This window comes from Kitasatospora sp. NPDC101235 (assembly GCF_044767505.1).
Taxonomy (GTDB): Bacteria; Actinomycetota; Actinomycetes; order Streptomycetales; family Streptomycetaceae; genus Kitasatospora.
Window position 1 is genome coordinate 60,339 of record NZ_JBIWNZ010000009.1, and the last position, 16,800, is coordinate 77,138.

Annotated in this window: 15 protein-coding genes; 7 read left to right on the top strand and 8 right to left on the bottom strand. The window is 74.2% G+C overall.

The window, feature by feature from the left end:
* The first annotated feature begins 117 nt into the window (after window positions 1–117).
* Window positions 118–1,410: a sensor histidine kinase gene (locus tag ACIRRH_RS17220; protein WP_403067526.1), complete on the top strand. Its 1,293-nt coding sequence runs from the start codon at window positions 118–120 to the stop codon at window positions 1,408–1,410.
* A gap of 59 nt (window positions 1,411–1,469) precedes the next feature.
* Here the strand turns inward: ACIRRH_RS17220 and ACIRRH_RS17225 are convergent, their stop codons facing one another.
* On the bottom strand, window positions 1,470–3,041 hold the full coding sequence (locus ACIRRH_RS17225; RefSeq protein WP_403067528.1) for a purple acid phosphatase family protein: 1,572 nt from the start codon (window positions 3,039–3,041) through the stop codon (window positions 1,470–1,472).
* A gap of 88 nt (window positions 3,042–3,129) precedes the next feature.
* On the opposite strand from ACIRRH_RS17225, the gene ACIRRH_RS17230 reads away from it, so the two are divergent.
* A complete protein-coding gene (locus ACIRRH_RS17230) occupies window positions 3,130–3,819 on the top strand; it encodes a response regulator (protein ID WP_403067530.1) in 690 nt (229 codons plus the stop codon).
* Window positions 3,820–4,128: 309 nt separating this feature from the next.
* Here the strand turns inward: ACIRRH_RS17230 and ACIRRH_RS17235 are convergent, their stop codons facing one another.
* The 3 genes from ACIRRH_RS17235 to ACIRRH_RS17245 all read right to left on the bottom strand — a co-directional run bounded on the left by ACIRRH_RS17235 (window position 4,129) and on the right by ACIRRH_RS17245 (window position 8,614).
* A complete protein-coding gene (locus ACIRRH_RS17235; protein ID WP_403067532.1) occupies window positions 4,129–5,793 on the bottom strand; it encodes a peptide-N4-asparagine amidase in 1,665 nt (554 codons plus the stop codon).
* 235 nt (window positions 5,794–6,028) lie between these two features.
* Window positions 6,029–7,759 carry a DNA polymerase/3'-5' exonuclease PolX gene (polX, locus tag ACIRRH_RS17240; RefSeq protein WP_403067534.1) on the bottom strand — a complete coding sequence of 577 codons (1,731 nt, stop codon included), beginning with the start codon at window positions 7,757–7,759 and terminating at the stop codon, window positions 6,029–6,031.
* Window positions 7,760–7,882: 123 nt separating this feature from the next.
* Window positions 7,883–8,614 carry a sensor histidine kinase gene (locus ACIRRH_RS17245; protein WP_403067536.1) on the bottom strand — a complete coding sequence of 244 codons (732 nt, stop codon included), beginning with the start codon at window positions 8,612–8,614 and terminating at the stop codon, window positions 7,883–7,885.
* A 278-nt stretch (window positions 8,615–8,892) separates the two neighbouring features.
* Here ACIRRH_RS17245 and ACIRRH_RS17250 point away from each other — a divergent pair, with 278 nt between their 5' ends.
* Together ACIRRH_RS17250 and ACIRRH_RS17255 are read left to right on the top strand one after the other, a co-directional pair.
* Window positions 8,893–9,507, top strand: coding sequence for an ArsR/SmtB family transcription factor (locus ACIRRH_RS17250; RefSeq protein WP_403067538.1), 615 nt, complete (start codon window positions 8,893–8,895; stop codon window positions 9,505–9,507).
* A complete protein-coding gene (locus ACIRRH_RS17255) occupies window positions 9,504–10,829 on the top strand; it encodes an MFS transporter (RefSeq protein ID WP_403067540.1) in 1,326 nt (441 codons plus the stop codon). Before ACIRRH_RS17250 ends, ACIRRH_RS17255 begins: the two co-directional genes overlap by 4 nt.
* A gap of 97 nt (window positions 10,830–10,926) precedes the next feature.
* On the opposite strand, the gene ACIRRH_RS17260 is transcribed toward ACIRRH_RS17255, so the two are convergent.
* Window positions 10,927–11,901 carry a DMT family transporter gene (locus ACIRRH_RS17260; RefSeq protein WP_403067542.1) on the bottom strand — a complete coding sequence of 325 codons (975 nt, stop codon included), beginning with the start codon at window positions 11,899–11,901 and terminating at the stop codon, window positions 10,927–10,929.
* 267 nt (window positions 11,902–12,168) lie between these two features.
* Here ACIRRH_RS17260 and ACIRRH_RS17265 point away from each other — a divergent pair, with 267 nt between their 5' ends.
* Window positions 12,169–12,432 (top strand): dsRBD fold-containing protein, encoded by a 264-nt coding sequence (locus tag ACIRRH_RS17265; protein ID WP_224282700.1) that lies wholly within the window; start codon window positions 12,169–12,171, stop codon window positions 12,430–12,432.
* A gap of 658 nt (window positions 12,433–13,090) precedes the next feature.
* On the opposite strand, the gene ACIRRH_RS17270 is transcribed toward ACIRRH_RS17265, so the two are convergent.
* Window positions 13,091–13,960, bottom strand: coding sequence for an alpha/beta fold hydrolase (locus ACIRRH_RS17270; RefSeq protein WP_403067544.1), 870 nt, complete (start codon window positions 13,958–13,960; stop codon window positions 13,091–13,093).
* A 133-nt stretch (window positions 13,961–14,093) separates the two neighbouring features.
* Between ACIRRH_RS17270 and ACIRRH_RS17275 the strand changes: the two genes are divergently transcribed.
* On the top strand, window positions 14,094–14,549 hold the full coding sequence (locus tag ACIRRH_RS17275) for a MarR family winged helix-turn-helix transcriptional regulator (protein ID WP_403067546.1): 456 nt from the start codon (window positions 14,094–14,096) through the stop codon (window positions 14,547–14,549).
* Between the two features lie 29 nt (window positions 14,550–14,578).
* On the opposite strand, the gene ACIRRH_RS17280 is transcribed toward ACIRRH_RS17275, so the two are convergent.
* The gene (locus tag ACIRRH_RS17280) at window positions 14,579–15,505 is read right to left on the bottom strand and encodes an AEC family transporter (RefSeq protein ID WP_403067548.1); all 927 of its coding nucleotides are present in this window, start codon (window positions 15,503–15,505) and stop codon (window positions 14,579–14,581) included.
* Between the two features lie 227 nt (window positions 15,506–15,732).
* Between ACIRRH_RS17280 and ACIRRH_RS17285 the strand changes: the two genes are divergently transcribed.
* Window positions 15,733–16,191: an HD domain-containing protein gene (locus tag ACIRRH_RS17285; RefSeq protein WP_224282703.1), complete on the top strand. Its 459-nt coding sequence runs from the start codon at window positions 15,733–15,735 to the stop codon at window positions 16,189–16,191.
* A gap of 204 nt (window positions 16,192–16,395) precedes the next feature.
* Here the strand turns inward: ACIRRH_RS17285 and ACIRRH_RS17290 are convergent, their stop codons facing one another.
* Complete coding sequence (locus ACIRRH_RS17290; protein WP_403067550.1) at window positions 16,396–16,791, bottom strand: transglycosylase SLT domain-containing protein; 396 nt, start codon at window positions 16,789–16,791, stop codon at window positions 16,396–16,398.
* Window positions 16,792–16,800: the final 9 nt, after the last annotated feature.

The following is a 16,800-nucleotide window of genomic DNA, read 5'->3' on the forward strand; positions in this document are numbered from 1 at the left end:
GCATGCTCTGCGCCCGGCCGTGCAGACCTCCCGCTGCGGAGGGGAGTTGACGGCGGACCGCTCCCTCCCGAGGAGGAGGCCGCCTCCCCCGGGAGAGCTGCCCGTAGGCTCGGCCGGGTGCGCACCGACTCCTCCTCCGTCCGGTCCGATTCCACGTGGCCGCGGTCGGCCCGGATCCGGCGGCGGCTCGCCGCCGTCGCCGCGCCGGCCCTGATGCCGCCCGTCGCGCTGGCGCAGGCGGACGCCCGCGGTGCGGCCGCGCTGCTCGCCCTGACGGCGCTGCTCGCCGCGGTGGTGGCGGTGCTGCCGTGGCCCATCGGTCGGATCACCCTCGGCCCGGCCGCCGGGGCGGTGGCCGGCGCCTCGCTGCTGGTCGATCTGGCCTACCCGGGGCCCTACCGGCTGCCCGCGTTCTGGATGCCCTTCGAGTGGCTCGCACTGCTCGGGCTGCTCTTCCGGGCCGTCCGCCGGCTGCCCGACCGCTCGGTCTGGGCGGTCAGCGGGCTGCTCGGGCTCGCGGCCGTGCTGCTGCCGCTGCGGTTCGCCCTGCGCGTGCCGCAGGGCGGCGCGGCCGGGACGGTGGGCGGGGTGCTGCTCGCGTTGCCGCCGGTGCTCGGCGTCGCGGGCGCGGCCCTCTACCTGCGGGTCCTGGACGCCCGCCGGGAGCGGGCGGTGGCCCGGGCCCGGCGCGAGCAGCGGCTCGAAGTGGCCCGGGGGCTGCACGACTTCGTCGCCCACGAGATCACCGGCATCGTGCTGGAGGCCCAGGCCGGCCAACTCCCGGGCCAGGAGCCGGAGGAGACCGCCGCACTGCTGCGCCGCCTGGAGGAGGCCGGGCTGCGGGCACTGGACTCGATGGACGAGATGGTCGGCGCCCTGCGTGAGCCGAGCGGTCCGGAGGGGCCGGAGGGTCCTAAGGGTCCGGAGGGCCGGGGTGGCCGGGCCTCCGGCCGGGGGGACCGGGGGGACCGGGAGGAGTGGACCGACGGGGCGAGCACGCGTCGGCTGGGCCTGGCCGACCTCCCCGAGCTGGTCGCCCGCTTCGGCACCACGGGCGGCCTGCGCGCCACCGCCGAGCTGGCGCCCGGCACCGCCGGCCGACTCTCCGCCGAGGCCGAGGCGACCGCGTACGCCGTCGTCCTGGAGGCCCTCACCAACATCCGCCGGCACGCCCCGCAGGCCACCGAGGTCACCGTCCGGGTGGCCGCCGGCGAGGACGGCGCCGTCGAGCTGACCGTCACCGACGGCGGCGGCCCCACCCGCAGGCCGTTGCTGCGCCGCCGCCCGGGCGCCGGCGGCACCGGCCTGGCCGGACTCACCGCCCGCGCCGCCGCCCACGGGGGCTCGCTGACCGCCGGCCCGGGCACGTCCGCGGGCTGGCGGGTCAGCTGCTCCCTGCCGGGACGCTGAGAGGCGCGTCCTGCGGCGCCGGCCCGTCGGCCTGCGGCGCTTCCGGGGGCGCCGCGGGGTCAGTGGCCGCGGGTGCCGCGCGGACGGGTCAGGGTGAAGCGGTCGACCGGGACGAGGTCCCCGTACGGACCGTTGACGGAGTAGTAGGTGACGCCGATGGTGGTCCGCCCGTCGCGACCGCCCGGGTCGACGTCGAAGGACGCGAAGCCGTACGGGTTGTCGGCGTCCCGGAAGGCGGACCAGGGGGCGTCCTCGATCACGTACACCGGCGGGCGCTTGCCGGTGGCCGGGTCGGGGGCGTCGACGCCGGTGATCACCCGGGCCTTGGCGGGGCTGAAGAAGAGCTGGTTGGACGGGACCGAGGTGCCGCCACCGCCGATGACCATGTGGACGGTGCCCTTGGTGGTGTCGATGGTCTCGGTGTCGGTGGAGACCGGGACCGGCGTGCGGGTGTCGGTCGGCTGCTGGCCGCGGATCGGGTGCGAGCGCTCGTAGTGGTGCTCGTGGCCGCAGACCACCAGGTCCACGCCGTACTTGTCGAACAGCGGCACCCAGGCCTCGCGGATGCCGAGGTCGGCGCCGTTGAACTTGTCGGCGGTGGAGATCACCACCTGGTGCATGCAGACCACGATCCAGTCGATCCCCGGGTCCGCGTCGGCCGCGATCAACTCCCGCTCCAGCCAGAGCTGCTGGGCGCCGCCGGAGTAGCCGTGGACGTAGCTGTTGCCGCCGTCCTGGTAGGCCACGTCGTCGTTGTTGAGGCTGATCACCCGCACCGACCCGGCCGTGAAGGAGTACCACAGGCCGCGCGTCTGCGCGTCGGAGCGGGCGTCCGGCAGCTCGAAGTACGCCTGGTAGGCACCGAATCCGATCGGGCCGTTGCCCTTCTCGTTCTCGTGGTTGCCGGCCGCGGGCATCCAGGGGCGGTGGCGCGCCGAGCGGCTGTTGTTCTCGAACCAGTCGGACCAGGTGCGGACCCGGTCGGTGGCGATGTTCGCGTAGCAGAGGTCGCCGTTGAGCAGGTGGAACAGCGGGGCGATCCGCTCGACCCCGGCGGTGGTGTCGCCGGCGGCGGGGCTGCCGAGGTTGTCGTTCACGTAGCCGTTGGCGGTCTTCCTGCCGAGGGTGGGGGTGCCCTGGTCGCCGAAGCTGGTGAAGGTGAAGGCGGACCGGCCCCGCGGGGCGGTGCGGACGGTGCCGAGCTCAGGGGTGGCGCCGTCGTGGACGGCGGCGTAGACGTAGTCCGTGTCGGCGTGCAGGCCGGTCAGCCGGGCGTGGTGCACCTGGACCTCGGTGCCGGAGGCGGCGTCCCGGTAGGTGCGGGTCGCGGCCTGGACCGTCCGGCCGAAGCCGCTGTTCGAAGTCCCGTACATCACGCGCGGGTTGCCGACGGACCTGGTGGTGTGCCAGGAGACGACCACCTCGCGCGAGGCGTCCGAGCCGAACTGGAGGTGCAGGCCGGCCACGCGCGGCGCGCCGGAGCGGCCCGGCCGCTGCCACAGCACCGGGGAAGCGGCGGCGGGGGTGGCCGGGATGCCGGAGAGGGACACGGCACCGCCGAGACCGACGCCGGTCGCACCGGCCAGGAGCCCGCGCCTGCTGACGGGGAGACGTCCACTGGAATCGTTCATGGCGGCCAGCCCACCGGACGAAGGTGAACCGGGCCGGGTCCGCCGCGTGAACTTTCCCGTCCGGCGGCCGTGCGCCACACTGCTGGGCGTGACGAGTACGAACGGCGAGGGCCCGCGGGTGATCCGCACCCTGATCGCGGACGACCAGGAGGCCGTCCGGCGCAGCGTGCGGCGGATCCTGACGGCCCAGCCGGACATCGAGGTGGTGGGCGAGGCGGCGGACGGGCTCGCCGCGCTGGAACTGGCGGCCGAACTGCGGCCGGACGTCGCGCTGGTGGACATCCGGATGCCGCGGATGGACGGACTGGAGCTGACCCGGCGGCTGGCCGGGCCGGGGGTGGCGGAGCCGGTGCGGGTGGTGGTGCTGACCACCTTCGACCTGGACGAGTACGTGTACCCGGCGCTGCAGCACGGGGCGTCCGGCTTCCTGCTGAAGCGTTCCGGCCCGTCCCTGCTGGCGGAGGCGGTACGGGCGGCGGCGGACGGGGAGAGCCTGATCAGCCCGTCGGTCACGGTCCGGCTGCTGCGGCACGTGTCGGCGCCGCGCCGACCGGAGCGCCGCCGGCCGGGGCTCGTGGTCCCGTTGACCGAGCGGGAGGTGGAGATCGCCGGGCACGTCGCGGCGGGCCTCACCAACGCGGACATCGCCGCGGAGCTGTTCATCTCGCCGGGGACGGTGAAGACCCACGTCGCCAGCATCCAGCGCAAGCTCGGGGTGGCGAACCGGGTCGGGATCGCGGTGCACGCCTGGGAGATGGGCTGGGCGGGTGCGCGGTAGCCGAGGGGCGTACGGACACGGGCGCGTCCACGGGGCCGAGGGGATGCTCCGTGGACGCGCTGAACCTACGAGGTGGGGGTGGCCTCCGGACTTGACGTCCTCCGGCCGGTAGTTCGATCGTCGACCGAGGTAGTAATTCAGCGGCAGACCCTGATCCGTCTCGATCCGTCGCCACTGCCTCCTGCGGTCGAACTTCCTTCAGCTACCTCGCAGGTCCATTTCCCATCATGCGCCTCCTACGCGCCGTGCACCAGAGGTGAGCGGCATGAATCCGACCAATTTTCGCAATACGGGCATCGGGGATCTCCCTCAGGGGCGCGGCCAGCCGTCCACGAAGCTCAGCGTCCGCTGGTACGGCCCCTCGGGCCCGGTGCTGCGGTACTCCTCGGTGCTGCTGCCGCTCCGGACGGTGCGGTCCCCGTCGTGCCGCCGGGCGGTGGGGCGCAGGGTGTGGTCGATGGTGGAGCGCTCGGTGACGTGGCCGCCGGTGGCCGTGGTGGCCTCACGGTGGTAGCCGAGGTCCATGGTGGTGGACTGGTCGGTGTTGCCGGCCGCGTCGCGGCTCACCTTGTAGCCGACGTCCAGCGGTTCGCCCTCGTGCACGGTGGTGGTGCGGTGCGGTCCGCCGCCCCAGGTGGCGGTGGTGCGGGTGAGGTCGGTGCCGTTGTGCAGCGTCACGTCGTTGCCGCCGTCGCGCAGTCGCTGGGCGGAGCGGAAGGCGAGTTCGTCGCGGACCTCGGTGGTGATCCGGCCGTGCGAGGTCTGCACCCAGCCCCGGGCGAGGTCGTTCCGGGCGGCGGTGACCGTCCAGTCGCCGCTGCCGCCGCCGTGGTCGGCGAGGTCGGTGGCGACGGTGGCCTCCGGGGCGACCCGGTAGTCGGTGAGCTGCCCGGTGGTGCGGGCGGTGCCGTGGTCCGTCTCGGCGAAGAGGTTGACCTGGCCGGTCCAGACGTCGTTGCTCTGCGCCTCGGCGGCGTTCACGGTGACGCCCACGGCGTGCGGCCGGCCGTCCAGCAGCAGCCCGACGTACGGGGTGAGGTCGAGCCGGTAGGCGGGCAGGTCGAACGCGAAGACGCCGGGCACGGGCCGCCAGAGCAGCGGGTCCCAGCCGCCGGTGTAGATCACCGGGTACGGCCAGACCGCGCCGGCCACCCGGCCGTCCACGGTGAGCCGCAGCTCGCGGAACGGGCCCTTGCCGCAGATGCCGGTGCCCGGGTTGGCAGCGGCGAAGGCGTCCGGTGCGGAGGCGTACGCGAACTCCTCGCAGGCGCCGCCGCCCCGGGCGTAGACCTCGGCGGTGAGGCGTTCGAGGTTCTGCGGGAAGGTGAGGTCGCGCCCGGCGGCGGGGGCGGCCTGGGTGAGCCCGAACGGCCCGGTGGTGAGCACCCGGTCGGCGGAGCGGGCAGCCGGCCAGCGGTCGTCCGCGGTGTAGAAGGTCAGGCTCGCACTGATCGTGAAGACGCCGGTGTAGGTGGAGTCGGTGACGTTGGCGAGGTCGAAGGAGAACTCCTGCGGGCCGCTCGCGAACAGCGGGGCGTAGCGGGTGACGTCGTGCTCGACGTTCCACGCGATGCCGTCCTTGGACGGCTCCGGGGTGGAGGAGAGCAGCACCTGGACGCCGCCGACGCGGACGCTGAAGATCCGGTCGAACTGCCGTCCGGCGACCTGCCCGTGGAGGTCCAGGACCACCGCAGACCAGGGGCCGGCGCAGTCGGCGGGCGGGGCGAGGGTCGTGTCGTACGGGGTGTCCGGCGGGTTGCCGTACCCGTTGCGGAACTCGCGCTCGTGCATCACCTCGACGGTGCAGGAGCGGGTGTCGGGGCGGGTGAGCGGCTTGGTGGCGGTGACCGGGTCGTGGTAGTCGGTGCCGAAGTCGGCGTGGGCCGGGCCGGCGGCGGTGAGGGTGCCGGCCAGGGTGAGGACGGCGGCGCCGGCCAGACCGGCGGCGCGGCGGAGCAACGGGCGCAGGGTCAAGGCGGGTTCCCGGGGTCGGGCGGCCCGCGGGCGGGTGCCGCGGGCCGGTCGGATGATCCGGGAATCCTTCCGGTGGTGGCATGCCAGCGTCAAGCATCGGCGCCTTCCCGGACGCCGGGGACCCCGGGCGCGCGGCCGGGCCCGGGCACCGCAGCCCCGGGTGCCGGCCTCGCCCGGGGCCTCCTGCGGCGGACGTTTCCGCGGGCGCCCCTCGATGCCGGGGCCGCCCCGGCGGCTACTTGGGCACCGCGTCCTTGCGGAGGAAGTGCTTCAGCTTCTGCCAGGTCCAGGTGTTGATCACGTCCCCGGCGGTGAGCCAGCCGCGCTGCGCCGTGCCGATGCCGTAACGCGGGTAGGCGAGATGGCCGGTGGCGTGCGCGTCGCTGTCGATCGCGAAGCGCACGCCGTGCCGCCGGGCCCGCAGGACGTCCTCGTCGCGCAGGTCGAGCCGCTGCGGGGAGCTGTTGATCTCGATCGCGGTGCCGGTGCGCGCGGCGGCCTCGAACACCGCGTCCAGGTCGACGTCGATCGGCCCGCGCCGGCCGATCCGGCGGGTGGTGAGGTGCCCGATGACGTGCACGTACGGGTTCTCGCAGGCGCGGACCAGCCGGCGGGTCTGGGCGGCCCGGTCCAGGGCGAAGTGCGAGTGCACGGAGGCCACGCAGACGTCGAAGCCGGCCAGGAACCCGGGTGGCCAGTCCACCCCGCCGTCCGGTCCGATGTTCAGCTCGGTGCCGTGCAGCAGGCGCAACTTCTTGTGCCGGTCAGCGAATTGCCGCAACTGCTCGCGCTGGGCGAGCATCTTCTCGTCCGTCATCCGCTGCATCACCAGGTCCGGGGCGTGGTCGGTGACGGCGAAGTAGGAGTAGCCGCGGGCGGCGGCGGTGTCGATCATCTCCTCCAGGGTGGCCAGCCCGTCGGTCAGGTCGGTGTGGGTGTGCAGGTCGCCGCGCAGGTCGGACTCCTGGACCAGCTCCGGGAGCCCGCCGTTCAGCGCGGCCTCGATCTCTCCCCGGTCCTCGCGCAGCGGCGGAGGGATCCACGGCAGGCCGAGCGCTGCGTACACCTCGTCCTCGGTCTCCGAGACCACCTTGGCGCCGCCGTCCACCTCGAACAGTCCGTACTCGGAGAGCTTCAGCCCGGCCCGGACGGCCATCGTGCGCAGCTTGATGTTGTGCGCCTTCGAGCCGGTGAAGTAGACCAGCGCCGCTCCCCAGTCCTCCTCCGGCAGGACCCGCAGGTCCACCTGTACGCCCTGGGTGGTACGGACCGAGGTCTTGGTGCTCCCGCTGCCGATCACCTCGGCGACGTAGGGGAGTTCGGTGAGCGCGGCCATCAGTGGGGCGGAGTCCTCGGCGGTCGCGAGGATGTCGATGTCGCCCACCGTCTCGCGCATCCGGCGCAGCGAGCCCGCGACCGTGCAGCGGGTGCAGCCGGGGACGGCGGAGAGCGCGGCGACCAGCTGCTCGGCCAGCTCGGTGGCGGTGTCCAGCAGGGTGCGGCCGCCGGACTGCCGCATCAACTCGATGCCGTGCAGGATCTTCTCGCCGCTGCGCTCGCCGAAACCGGGCAGGTCGGCGAGCTTCTCGGCGCGGGCAGCCGCGGCGAGTTCGTCCACCGAGGCGATCCCGAGGTCGCGGTAGAGGGCCAGGGCGCGCTTGGGCCCGACGCTGGGGACGGCCATCATCTCCCGTACGCCGGACGGGATCTCGGCGCGCAGCGCCTCCAGGGCGGGGAAGGTCCCGGTGGCGAGGTACTCGGCGATCTTCTCGGCGGTGGACCTGCCGACGCCCGGGATCTCCTGCAGACCCTTGACGTCCAGGCCGGCCAGGTCCTCGGGGTGGCCGCCGACCGCGCGGGCGGCCTTCTCGTAGGCGCGGGCCCGGAAGGCGTCCCCGCCGGTGATGTTGATCAGATCGGCGTACTCCTGGAGCAGCTCCCTGACCTGGTCGTTGAGCCGGGGCATGGGGCAAGTCTAGGGCGCCGTCGCCGAACTCGCGTCGTTCGCCCGGCAGGCGCGAACTCGACGACGGCGCCCCGGTTCGGCGGGGCGGCTCCGCCGGGTGGAGGCGGTCGGCGGGTGCTCCCGTCACTCCTGCGCGACGGTCAGCAGCAGGACCACGGTCAGTCCGCCGCCGGGGGTGGTCTCCACCGTGAGCCGGCCGCCCGCGGCCAGCACCAGGCTGTGCAGGGCGGGCCCCGCCGGGCCGTCCGCCCGCACGCCCGTGATCGGCCACTCGCAGGCCTCGGGCAGCTCGTGGGCGCCCCGGTCGGAGATCCGGATCTCCACCCGGCCGCGGGTCGCCGCCGTCCGGCCGGGGGGCCGCAGTGCGGGCGCGCCGCCCGCCACGTCGGCCCGCACCAGCACCCGGCCGCCCGGCGGGCTGCGCCGGATGGCGTGGTCGACCAGTCCGGCGACGGCCGTCTCCAGTCGGCGGGCGTCCCCGGCCACCACCGGGAGCCCGGGCGCGACCCGGACCGTGACGACCGCCGCCCGGCCGCCGCCGCGCACCACCCGGCGGAGCACGTCGGCCACCTGGACGTGCCGGGCCATCGGCTCGCAGCCGGCCTGCCGGGCGGTCCACCGCAGCCGCTCCAGCTCCGTGCGGGTGAGCGGCCTGGGTGCGGCCATCGCGCCCGGCGAGAACGGGCCGAGACCCTCCTCGGCCGCGGCGGCCGCCAGTGTGCCCGGGCGTCCGGGCCCGCCCCGACGGCCGGTGCCGCCCGTGCCGACGGTGCTGCCCGCGCCGACGGTGCCGCCGATCGCGCCGAGCGCCCGGGCCCCCGACGCGACGTAGCCCCAGAGCCTCCCGCGTGCCATCGTCCTGCCCCTCGTGCTCCCCGGCGGCCGTCATCGAATCCGCAGCCGAACGGGGTGGGCCGCCTTCCGGGCCCTTCCTGCCAGCCTGCGCCTCGGCCGCCCGGGTGACAATCCTGCTCCGGGTCGCGGTCCGCTCCGGGAGCCCCGCCGAGCGGCCGGCCGGACACCCGCCGACCGGCGGGGCCGGGAGCGGCGGTCTCCTCCATGGCGAGCAACCCCAAAGAGTTCTTCGCAAAAAAACCTTTGCAAAGAACCCTTTGGGGTTCTAGTCTCCTGCCATGACCGAAGAACGCGGCTGGAAGCACAGCGACGACCCGCACGTCGCCATCACCGCCAAGAACATGCGGGCGATGGCGCACCCCGTGCGCATGCAGTTGGTCGGACTGCTGCGCAAGCACGGCCCGTCCACGGCGACGAGGCTCGCCGCGCAGCTGGGGCTGAACTCCGGAGCCACCAGCTACCACCTGCGCCAGCTCGCAGCCGCGGGCTTCGTCGAGGAGGACGAGGAACGCGGCAACGCCCGTGAGCGGTGGTGGCGTTCGGCCCACCGGATGACCGTCTGGACGGGGGACGACATGGCGGACGAGGAGCCCGAGACGGCCGCCGGCTTCCTGCGGTCCGTCCTGGCCGCGCACACCCTGGCGGCCCAGCGCACGCTGGACGCCTTCGAGACCATGCCGCGCGACTGGCGCCGGGTGACGGACCTCAGCGACCAGGGACTGCAGCTCACGCCCGCCGAGGCCGAGCAGCTGACCGGCGAACTGTTCGAGGTGATCCGGCGCTACCGGCGGATCGACCACGGCGGGCCCGCCCCGGAGGGCACCGAGCAGGTCTCCGTCGTCGTCCACGTCCTGCCGGACGCGACCACCACGAGCGAGGGGGAAACCGCATGACCACCACCGTCGTCGCCCCGTCCGGGCGCAGCTTCCGGCCGCTGGCCGGGGTACTGACCGCCACGGCCGTCTCCGTGACCGGCACGCGCGTCTCGGCCATCGCCCTGCCCTGGTTCGTCCTGGCCACCACCGGCAGTGCCACCATGACGGGCCTGGTCGCGTTCGCCGAGATGGCGCCGTACGTGGCGGTCAAGGCGCTGACCGGGCCGTTAGTGGACCGGCTCGGGCCGCGCGTGGTGTCCTGGACGACGGACGCGGTCAGCGCCGTCGCGGCCGGGCTGGTCCCGCTGCTGCACGCGCAGGGGCTGCTCCCGTTCTGGGTGCTGCTGGTGATGGTCGCGGTGATCGGGGCGATGCGCGGCCCGGGGGACCTGGCCAAGTCCGTCATGGTCCCGGAGGCCGCCGACCACGCCCGGGTGCCGATGGAACGCGCCACCGGGCTGTCGGGCGTCACCGAGCGGTTGGCCTCCACCATCGGCCCGGCGGTCGGCGGCGGGCTGGTCGCCCTGATCGGCCCGCTGGCCGGCCTGGCGATCAACGCGGGCACCTTCGCGCTCGGGTCGCTGATCATCGCGATCGCGCTCCCGCACGGCATGGGGCGCTCGGCCGTGCCCGCCGCGGCCACCGATCCGTCCGAACAGGAGCCGCCCGCGGGCTACTGGCGGATGTTCCGTGAGGGCTTCACCTTCCTGCGATCCGAGCCGCTGCTGCTCACCGTGATCGTGATGATCGGCATCACCAACCTGATCGACGCCGGGTTCACCACCGTTCTCGTCCCGGTCTGGGCGCGGGAGTCCGGCAACGGACCGGCCGCCATCGGCCTGCTCGCCGCCGTCATGGGTGCCACCGCGGTCGTCGGCAGCCTGATCGCGGCGGCCGTCGCCTCCCGGCTGCCCCGCCGGACGGTCTTCTTCACCGGCTTCCTGCTGTGCGGCGCGCCCCGCTTCCTGGTGCTTGCCCTCGGCGCGCCGATGTGGCTGGTGTTCACGGTCGTCGCGATCAGCGGCTTCGGCTCCGGCTTCCTCAACCCGATCATCGGAGCGGTGCTCTTCGAGCGGGTGCCCCGCCACCTGCTGGGCCGCGTCCACGCCCTCGGCGACTCCCTGGCCTGGGCCGGCATCCCGCTCGGCGGGCTGGTCGCCGGCGCGGCGGTCGCCCTGGTCGGACTGATACCCAGCCTGATCGTGGGCGGAGCCCTGTACTTCGCGACCACGACCCTGGCCGGGCTGCGCCCCGAGTGGCGCGAGATGGACCGTCTCCGGGGGAGCACGGCCCGAGCGGACAGCACGGCCGTCGAACCGGAACCGGCGCACAGTGCGTAAGCCGCTCCTCGGGGCCGGCCAGCAGGTCTTACCGGCGGCCGGGGCAGGCCCGCCCGCCGGCCACGGCACCCGCCTGTGCGCTCCGGCACATCGGGGCCTAAGCGTTGCTCCCGGGGCGGCCGTTCTCCTCGGACCCGCCCGTCGGCCTGTCCCCCGGCACGTCCTCGGACTTCTTCCCCGGTTCGTCCTCCGGCAACGTCCCGATGCTCTCCAGGGTGTCGCGGACGGTCCCGGGCATCGCCGGATGGCGTCCGATCACGATCACCCCGATCACGATCGCCAGCAGCCCGGCCGCCTGCCAGGCCAGCGCCCCCGGGGTCACCTGCAGCCGGTCGCCGAGGAAGCCCACCGCGCAGGCGATCCCGGCCACCGGCTGGGCGGCGGTCAGCGCCGGCAGGGACATCCGCAGCGGCGCGGCCTCGAAGGCGCTCTGCACCAGCAGCAGCCCGACCACACCCGCCACCACCACCGCGTACGGCTGCCAGCTGCGCAGCACCGCCGTCAGGCCGTCGTGGTCGAGGCGCTGGGTGGTGGTCCGGGTCAGCGCGTCCTGGAGGCCGTAGAGCAGTCCGGCGGCGAGCGCCAGCAGGGTCGCCTCCTCGAACAGTGGCAGCCGCCGGGCCAGCGAGACCAGCAGCAGGACCAGCCCGACCACGGTGCCGACCACCAGCCAGTGCCGCAGCTCCCCGGCGGGTGGCCCGCCGCCGGTCGGCTGTCCGGCCACGATGAAGGCCGTCACCCCGAGGGCCAGCAGCAGCACCCCGGCCCAGCCGGAGCGGCCCAGGGTCTGACGGGTCAGCACCCGGGCCAGTGCCATGGCGAAGATCAGATTGGTGGCCAGCAGCGGCTCGACCAGCGACACCTCGCCCTGGTTGAGCGCGAGCGCCGAGAGGATCAGACCGCTGACCATGAACCCGGTGCCGAGAAGCCACTGCGGCATCCGCATCAGGTCCAGCAGCAGCCGCCAGCGCAGCAGATCGGAACGCGGGGCTTGCTGCGCCGCGTGCTGCTGGAGGACGAAGCCGAGCCCCAGACAGCAGGCCGCACTGAGAGCGAGGAGGAAGACCGCCACGGAGGGACCACCAGGTTGTCGCTGCCCGTGCCGCGCCGACGGGTCCGAGAGGTGGGTCGGCCGTCGCGGGCGCTCCCGTCAGCCTACCGCCGGGCCGGTACCCGAGCCGATCGCACGACACGCGTGCGGCGTGGCGGGCACCGGGCCTTCCGGCAGCGCTTGCCGCCATCGGCGGGGCAGGCGCACGCTGGTGTGAGCGGCCGCCACGGGTCACCGTCCGTGCCGGTCCGGACAGGCGCGACGGGGGCCGCCGCCAGGAGGTGTGGCATGCACAACCAATGGGACGTGGAACTGAGCTTCGAGGAAGACGGCGTGCACACGGCGTGTGAGGCCAGGCTGACCGGCGCGAGGGCGCCCGGCCTGAGCGCGCACGGCGAGTCCGTGAAGAGCGCGGACGACCGCCCGCTCGCCAGGATCGGCGAGGAGGTCGCGGCCTCCCGGGCCCTGGAGGAACTGTCCCGCAAACTGCGGACCCAGGCCACCGGGGAGATCGACGACGAAGGGCACCGCCCCGGCTACCTGATCTACTGAGTCCACCGGTGACGCCGTCGGCCCCGGTGGTCACGCACGGCTACCGGACGGGGAACGTCGTGCGGTAGGTCGCTGAGCCGCCGAGCGGAGCCGCCCCTGCCAGGCCGCGGGTTCCGCCTCGGTCCAGCCCGGGAGGAGGCGCTGGGCGAAGGCCGTCCGTGAGGTCGGACCGAACCGGACCTTCGCTTCGCCTTCACTCCGGGTCTGCTCGGACGCCCTGGCTCCTGAGCAGTGGTCTCCTGAGCAGTGGTCCCGAGGGCGCCGGGTAGCTGTGGCCGGTCCATGGCGCGGCCGTACACCCCTGTCAGTTTCGAGGAGCCGCCCGTTCCCTCCGGAACAGCGCCCCGCATCCTGCCGCCCGGACGGCTCTTGCCCGCAGGAGGTCGGTCTCGCCGATGTGTCGTCGAATCCTGTGGGGCGAGGAGTCGGGTTGGGCGGTTGGGCTGACTTTTCGTGCGTGCAGTGCGGTGCTGGTTGCTGCGCATGTGGCGGCGCGGGCCTGTCGCTGGTGCGGCAGGCCCGGCTGATTGCAGGTGCCGATGGGGTGGGCGTCCCGGGTGGGGATGTACGGCGTGCCCTCTCCCTGCGGGGCCGGTGGGGTGCGACGTGGGAAGTCGGGCGGGCCGACTTCCCGTGCGGGTAGGTGGGGGAGGCGTGGTCAGGGGTGGCGGGTGGGGGTGAGGAAGGTGGTGAGGCGGGGGTTGAGCTCCCGGGCGGCGGCCATGGGGAGGTTGTGGTGGGAGGCGCCCGGGAGGACGGCGACTTCTGCTGCGGGGAGGGTGCGGCGGGCGACTCTGGCGATGTGGTGGGGGTCGTGGGTGCGGCTGTGGGCGGCGAGGAGGGTGAGGACGGGGGTGGTGAGGGTGCGGAGGCGCTCGGGAGAGGGGCGGGGGCCGGTGACGACGCGGGAGGCGGGGAAGTCGGCGTAGCCGAGGGCGTACAGCTCGCGCCAGCCGGGGTCGAGTCGGGGGGTGCTGCCGGTTTCCCAGTCGAGGTAGGAGCCGGCGCGGGCCGGGGTGCGGTGGGGGAGGAAGAGGGGGAGGGCGCGCAGCAGGTAGCCGGGGCGGAAGCCGGCGAAGCACTGGGTGGGGTCGAGCAGGGCGAGCCGGCCGACCCGGGCGGGGGCGTGCAGGGCGTACTCCAGGGCGATCCAGCCGCCGTACGAGTGTCCGCAGAAGTCGGCCTGCGGGACGCCGAGCCCGTCGAGGACGGCGTCCAGCCAGCCGAGCAGGCCGGGGACGCCGTCGAGCGCGGCACCGTCGTGGACGCTGCGGCCGGGGTCGCCGATGAGGTCGACGGCGAGGACGCGGTGTCCGGCCTCGGCCCAGGCGCCGGCGTTGGCGAACCACATGGTGGAGGTGGCGCCGCCGCCGTGGAGCAGGACGAGCGGGCGGCCGTCGGCGGGGCCGCAGGCGTTGATGCGGGTGGTGCCGTGGGCGGTGCGGACAATGAGCGCCTCGGCCGGGACGGGCCAGCGGGCGAGCAGGGCGTCGTAGGCGGCGAGGAAGGGGGCGGTGCGGGCGGACATGAGAACCTCCGCGGGTGTGGTGTGATGGCGGCCGAGTCGGCTGAACCACTCGATGAACACGTATGACGTTGAACAAGTATCTCGCTGAGCGAGAGAATAGCTCCCCATGCCCTACCCGAGGAAGGACGACAGGGTGTCCGAGGTTGCCGAGCCGATGCGGCTGATCCATCTGCTGCGTGGTCTGACGGTCGAACTTGACCTGTTCGGCGCCGAGTTCGCGGCCCGTAACGGTCTGCATCCGACCGATCTGCGGGCGCTGATCCACCTGCTGGACGCGGCCAGGGGCGGGGAGGTGGTCACCCCGGGCCGACTCGGCGAGGCGCTGGGGCTGAACTCGGCGGGCACCACCGGTCTGGTGGACCGGCTGGAGCGGCTCGGCCTGATCCGGCGCGAGCGGGACCCGCAGGACCGGCGCCGGGTGCGACTGCTGGTGGAGGAGCGGGCGATGGAGCTGGGGGAGGGCTTCTTCGGTGGGCTGATCGGTGATCTGGTCGCGGCCATGCGGGAGTTCGAGCCGGGCGAGCTGGAGACGGCCCGGCGTTTCCTGGCGGCCATGACCGGGGTGGTGGCGGGTGCCAGGAAGCAGTGACCACCGGGAAACGAAACGGGCTACGCGGGCTACGCGGGCCCGAGGGTCCAGCTGATCACCGACAGCGTGGCCATCGACACCAGCGTCGACCAGAGCACCGCGTCCCGGGCGAGGGCGGTGCCCTGCTGGTATTCGCGGGCGTAGGTGTACACGTTCTGGGCGGTGGGCAGCGCGGAGAACAGCACCACGGTGAGGAGTTGGTGCGCGGGCAGGTGGAGCAGCGGTCCGGCCACGGCGAGTGCGACCAGCGGCTGGACCAGGGTCTTGAGCGCGACGGTCAGCCCGACCTCGGCGCGGCGCGGACGGCCGTCCGCCGGAGGGCGGTTGTGCAGTGAGATGCCGAGGGTGATCAGCGCGGTCGGGACGCCGGCGCCGCCGAGCAGTTCGCAGGAACGATTCAGCTCGGCAGGCAGGTGCACACCGGTCGCCGAGGCGATGGCGCCCAGTGCGGTGGCCAGCAGGATCGGGTTGCGGACGGGCAGGGTGAGCAGCGCCCGGCGGCCGGCCGCGCCGCCGTCCAGGACGGCCAGGACGGCGGGGGTGACCACCAGGATCTGGAACAGCACCACGGGTGCCACGAAGGAGGCGTCGCCCAGGACCTGCATGGTCACCGGGATGCCGAGGTTGGCCGAGTTGACGTAGCCGGAGGCCATCGCGCCGACGGCCAGTTCGCCGGGCTTGCGGTGGAACAACAGCCGCCCCGCGAGCAGCCCGAGGCCGATCGCGACCACGGTGCCGGCCGTGAAGGCGAGCATCGAGGCGTTGGCGAAGCGGTCCAGCGGGGTGCGGGCGATCATCAGGAACAGCGCGGCGGGCATCGCCACGTGGAAGACGAACCGGTTGAGCACCGTCTCGGCCTGCGGCCCGAGCAGCCCGGTGCGGCCGACGGCGTAGCCGGCGCCGGTGAGCGCCCAGATCGGTGCGAAGGCGGACAGCAGGGGCTGTAGGGCTGGCATGGTGCCTCGGATCGCTCGGACGGATCTGCCGGGTGCGACGGGGGTCTCCCGTCGGGGGCGTCGACTCCCGAGCTCGGTGACCCCCCGAAGCCCATGAACCCCCGGGGCAGTAAACCAGGGGCCGCCGGCGAGGCGATCAACGGGCCTGTCGCGGGCACGCCACCCGGACCGACCGCCCGGAGCGACCGCCCGGAGCGGGCCCGACCGCCCGGGCCTACGATGAGCCGATGGAGGACCAGTACCTGAGCCTGTCCGAGGTGGAGGCGATCGCGCGCCGGGCCCACCAAGGGCAGGTGGACAAGAACGGCCACCCGTACGGCGAGCACATCGCGGCGGTCGCCCGGGGGACGGCGGCGCGCGGCGGCAGCGCGGCGCAGATCGCGGCGGGCTGGCTGCACGACACCGTCGAGGACGACCGGCTGAGCCGGGAGTGGCTGGCCGGGGCCGCGCTGCCGGAGGAGACCAAGGCGATCGTGGACGCGCTCACCCGGCGCCCGGACGAGCCGGTCGAGGAATACACCGCGCGCATCCTGGCCACGCCGGGCGCGCTGCTGGTCAAGCGCGCGGACTTGGCGCACAACTCCGATCCGGCCCGCCTCGCCACGCTGGATCCGGCGACCGCCGAGCGGCTGGCCGCCAAGTACGCGCGGATGCGCGAGCTGCTCGGGCTCACCGGCGAGCCGTAGTCCACGAGCCGTGCCGCCCGGGGAGCCGCGAGCCGTGCCGGCCGGGAGCCGCGAGCCGTGCCGGCCGGAGAACCACGACAGGGCCCGGACCACGCGGGTCGCGCGGGTCCGGGCCCTGCCGGGCACCCCGGTGGTCCCTGTCCGACCCCCGGGGTGAGGGGGAGTGGTCAGGTGGCGGGCGGAGTCGGTGAGCCGATGGCCGGCTTAGTACCAGTGGTGGGTCTGCCAGAAGGCCCAGGCGGCGTTCGGGCTGCCGTAGCGGGTGTTCATGTAGTCCAGCGCCCACTTGATCTGGGTGGTCGGGTTGGTCCGCCAGTCCGCACCCGCGGAGGCCATCTTGGAGCCCGGCAGCGCCTGGGCCAGGCCGTACGCGCCCGAGCTCGGGTTGGTCGCGGTCACGTTCCAGCTGGACTCGTGGGAGATGATCTGGTTGAAGGACGCCAGCTGGTTGGCCGGGACGATCTGGGCGGCGATGGCCTTCGGGGAGAGGGTGGCGGCGTTCGCGGTGGCGGGCAGCACACCCGCGCCCAGGGCGGTCAGACCGGCGGTGCCGGCGAGGACGGCGGCGGAGGTGCGCATACGGAGCTTGGAAGCGGGCATGAAGAAGAA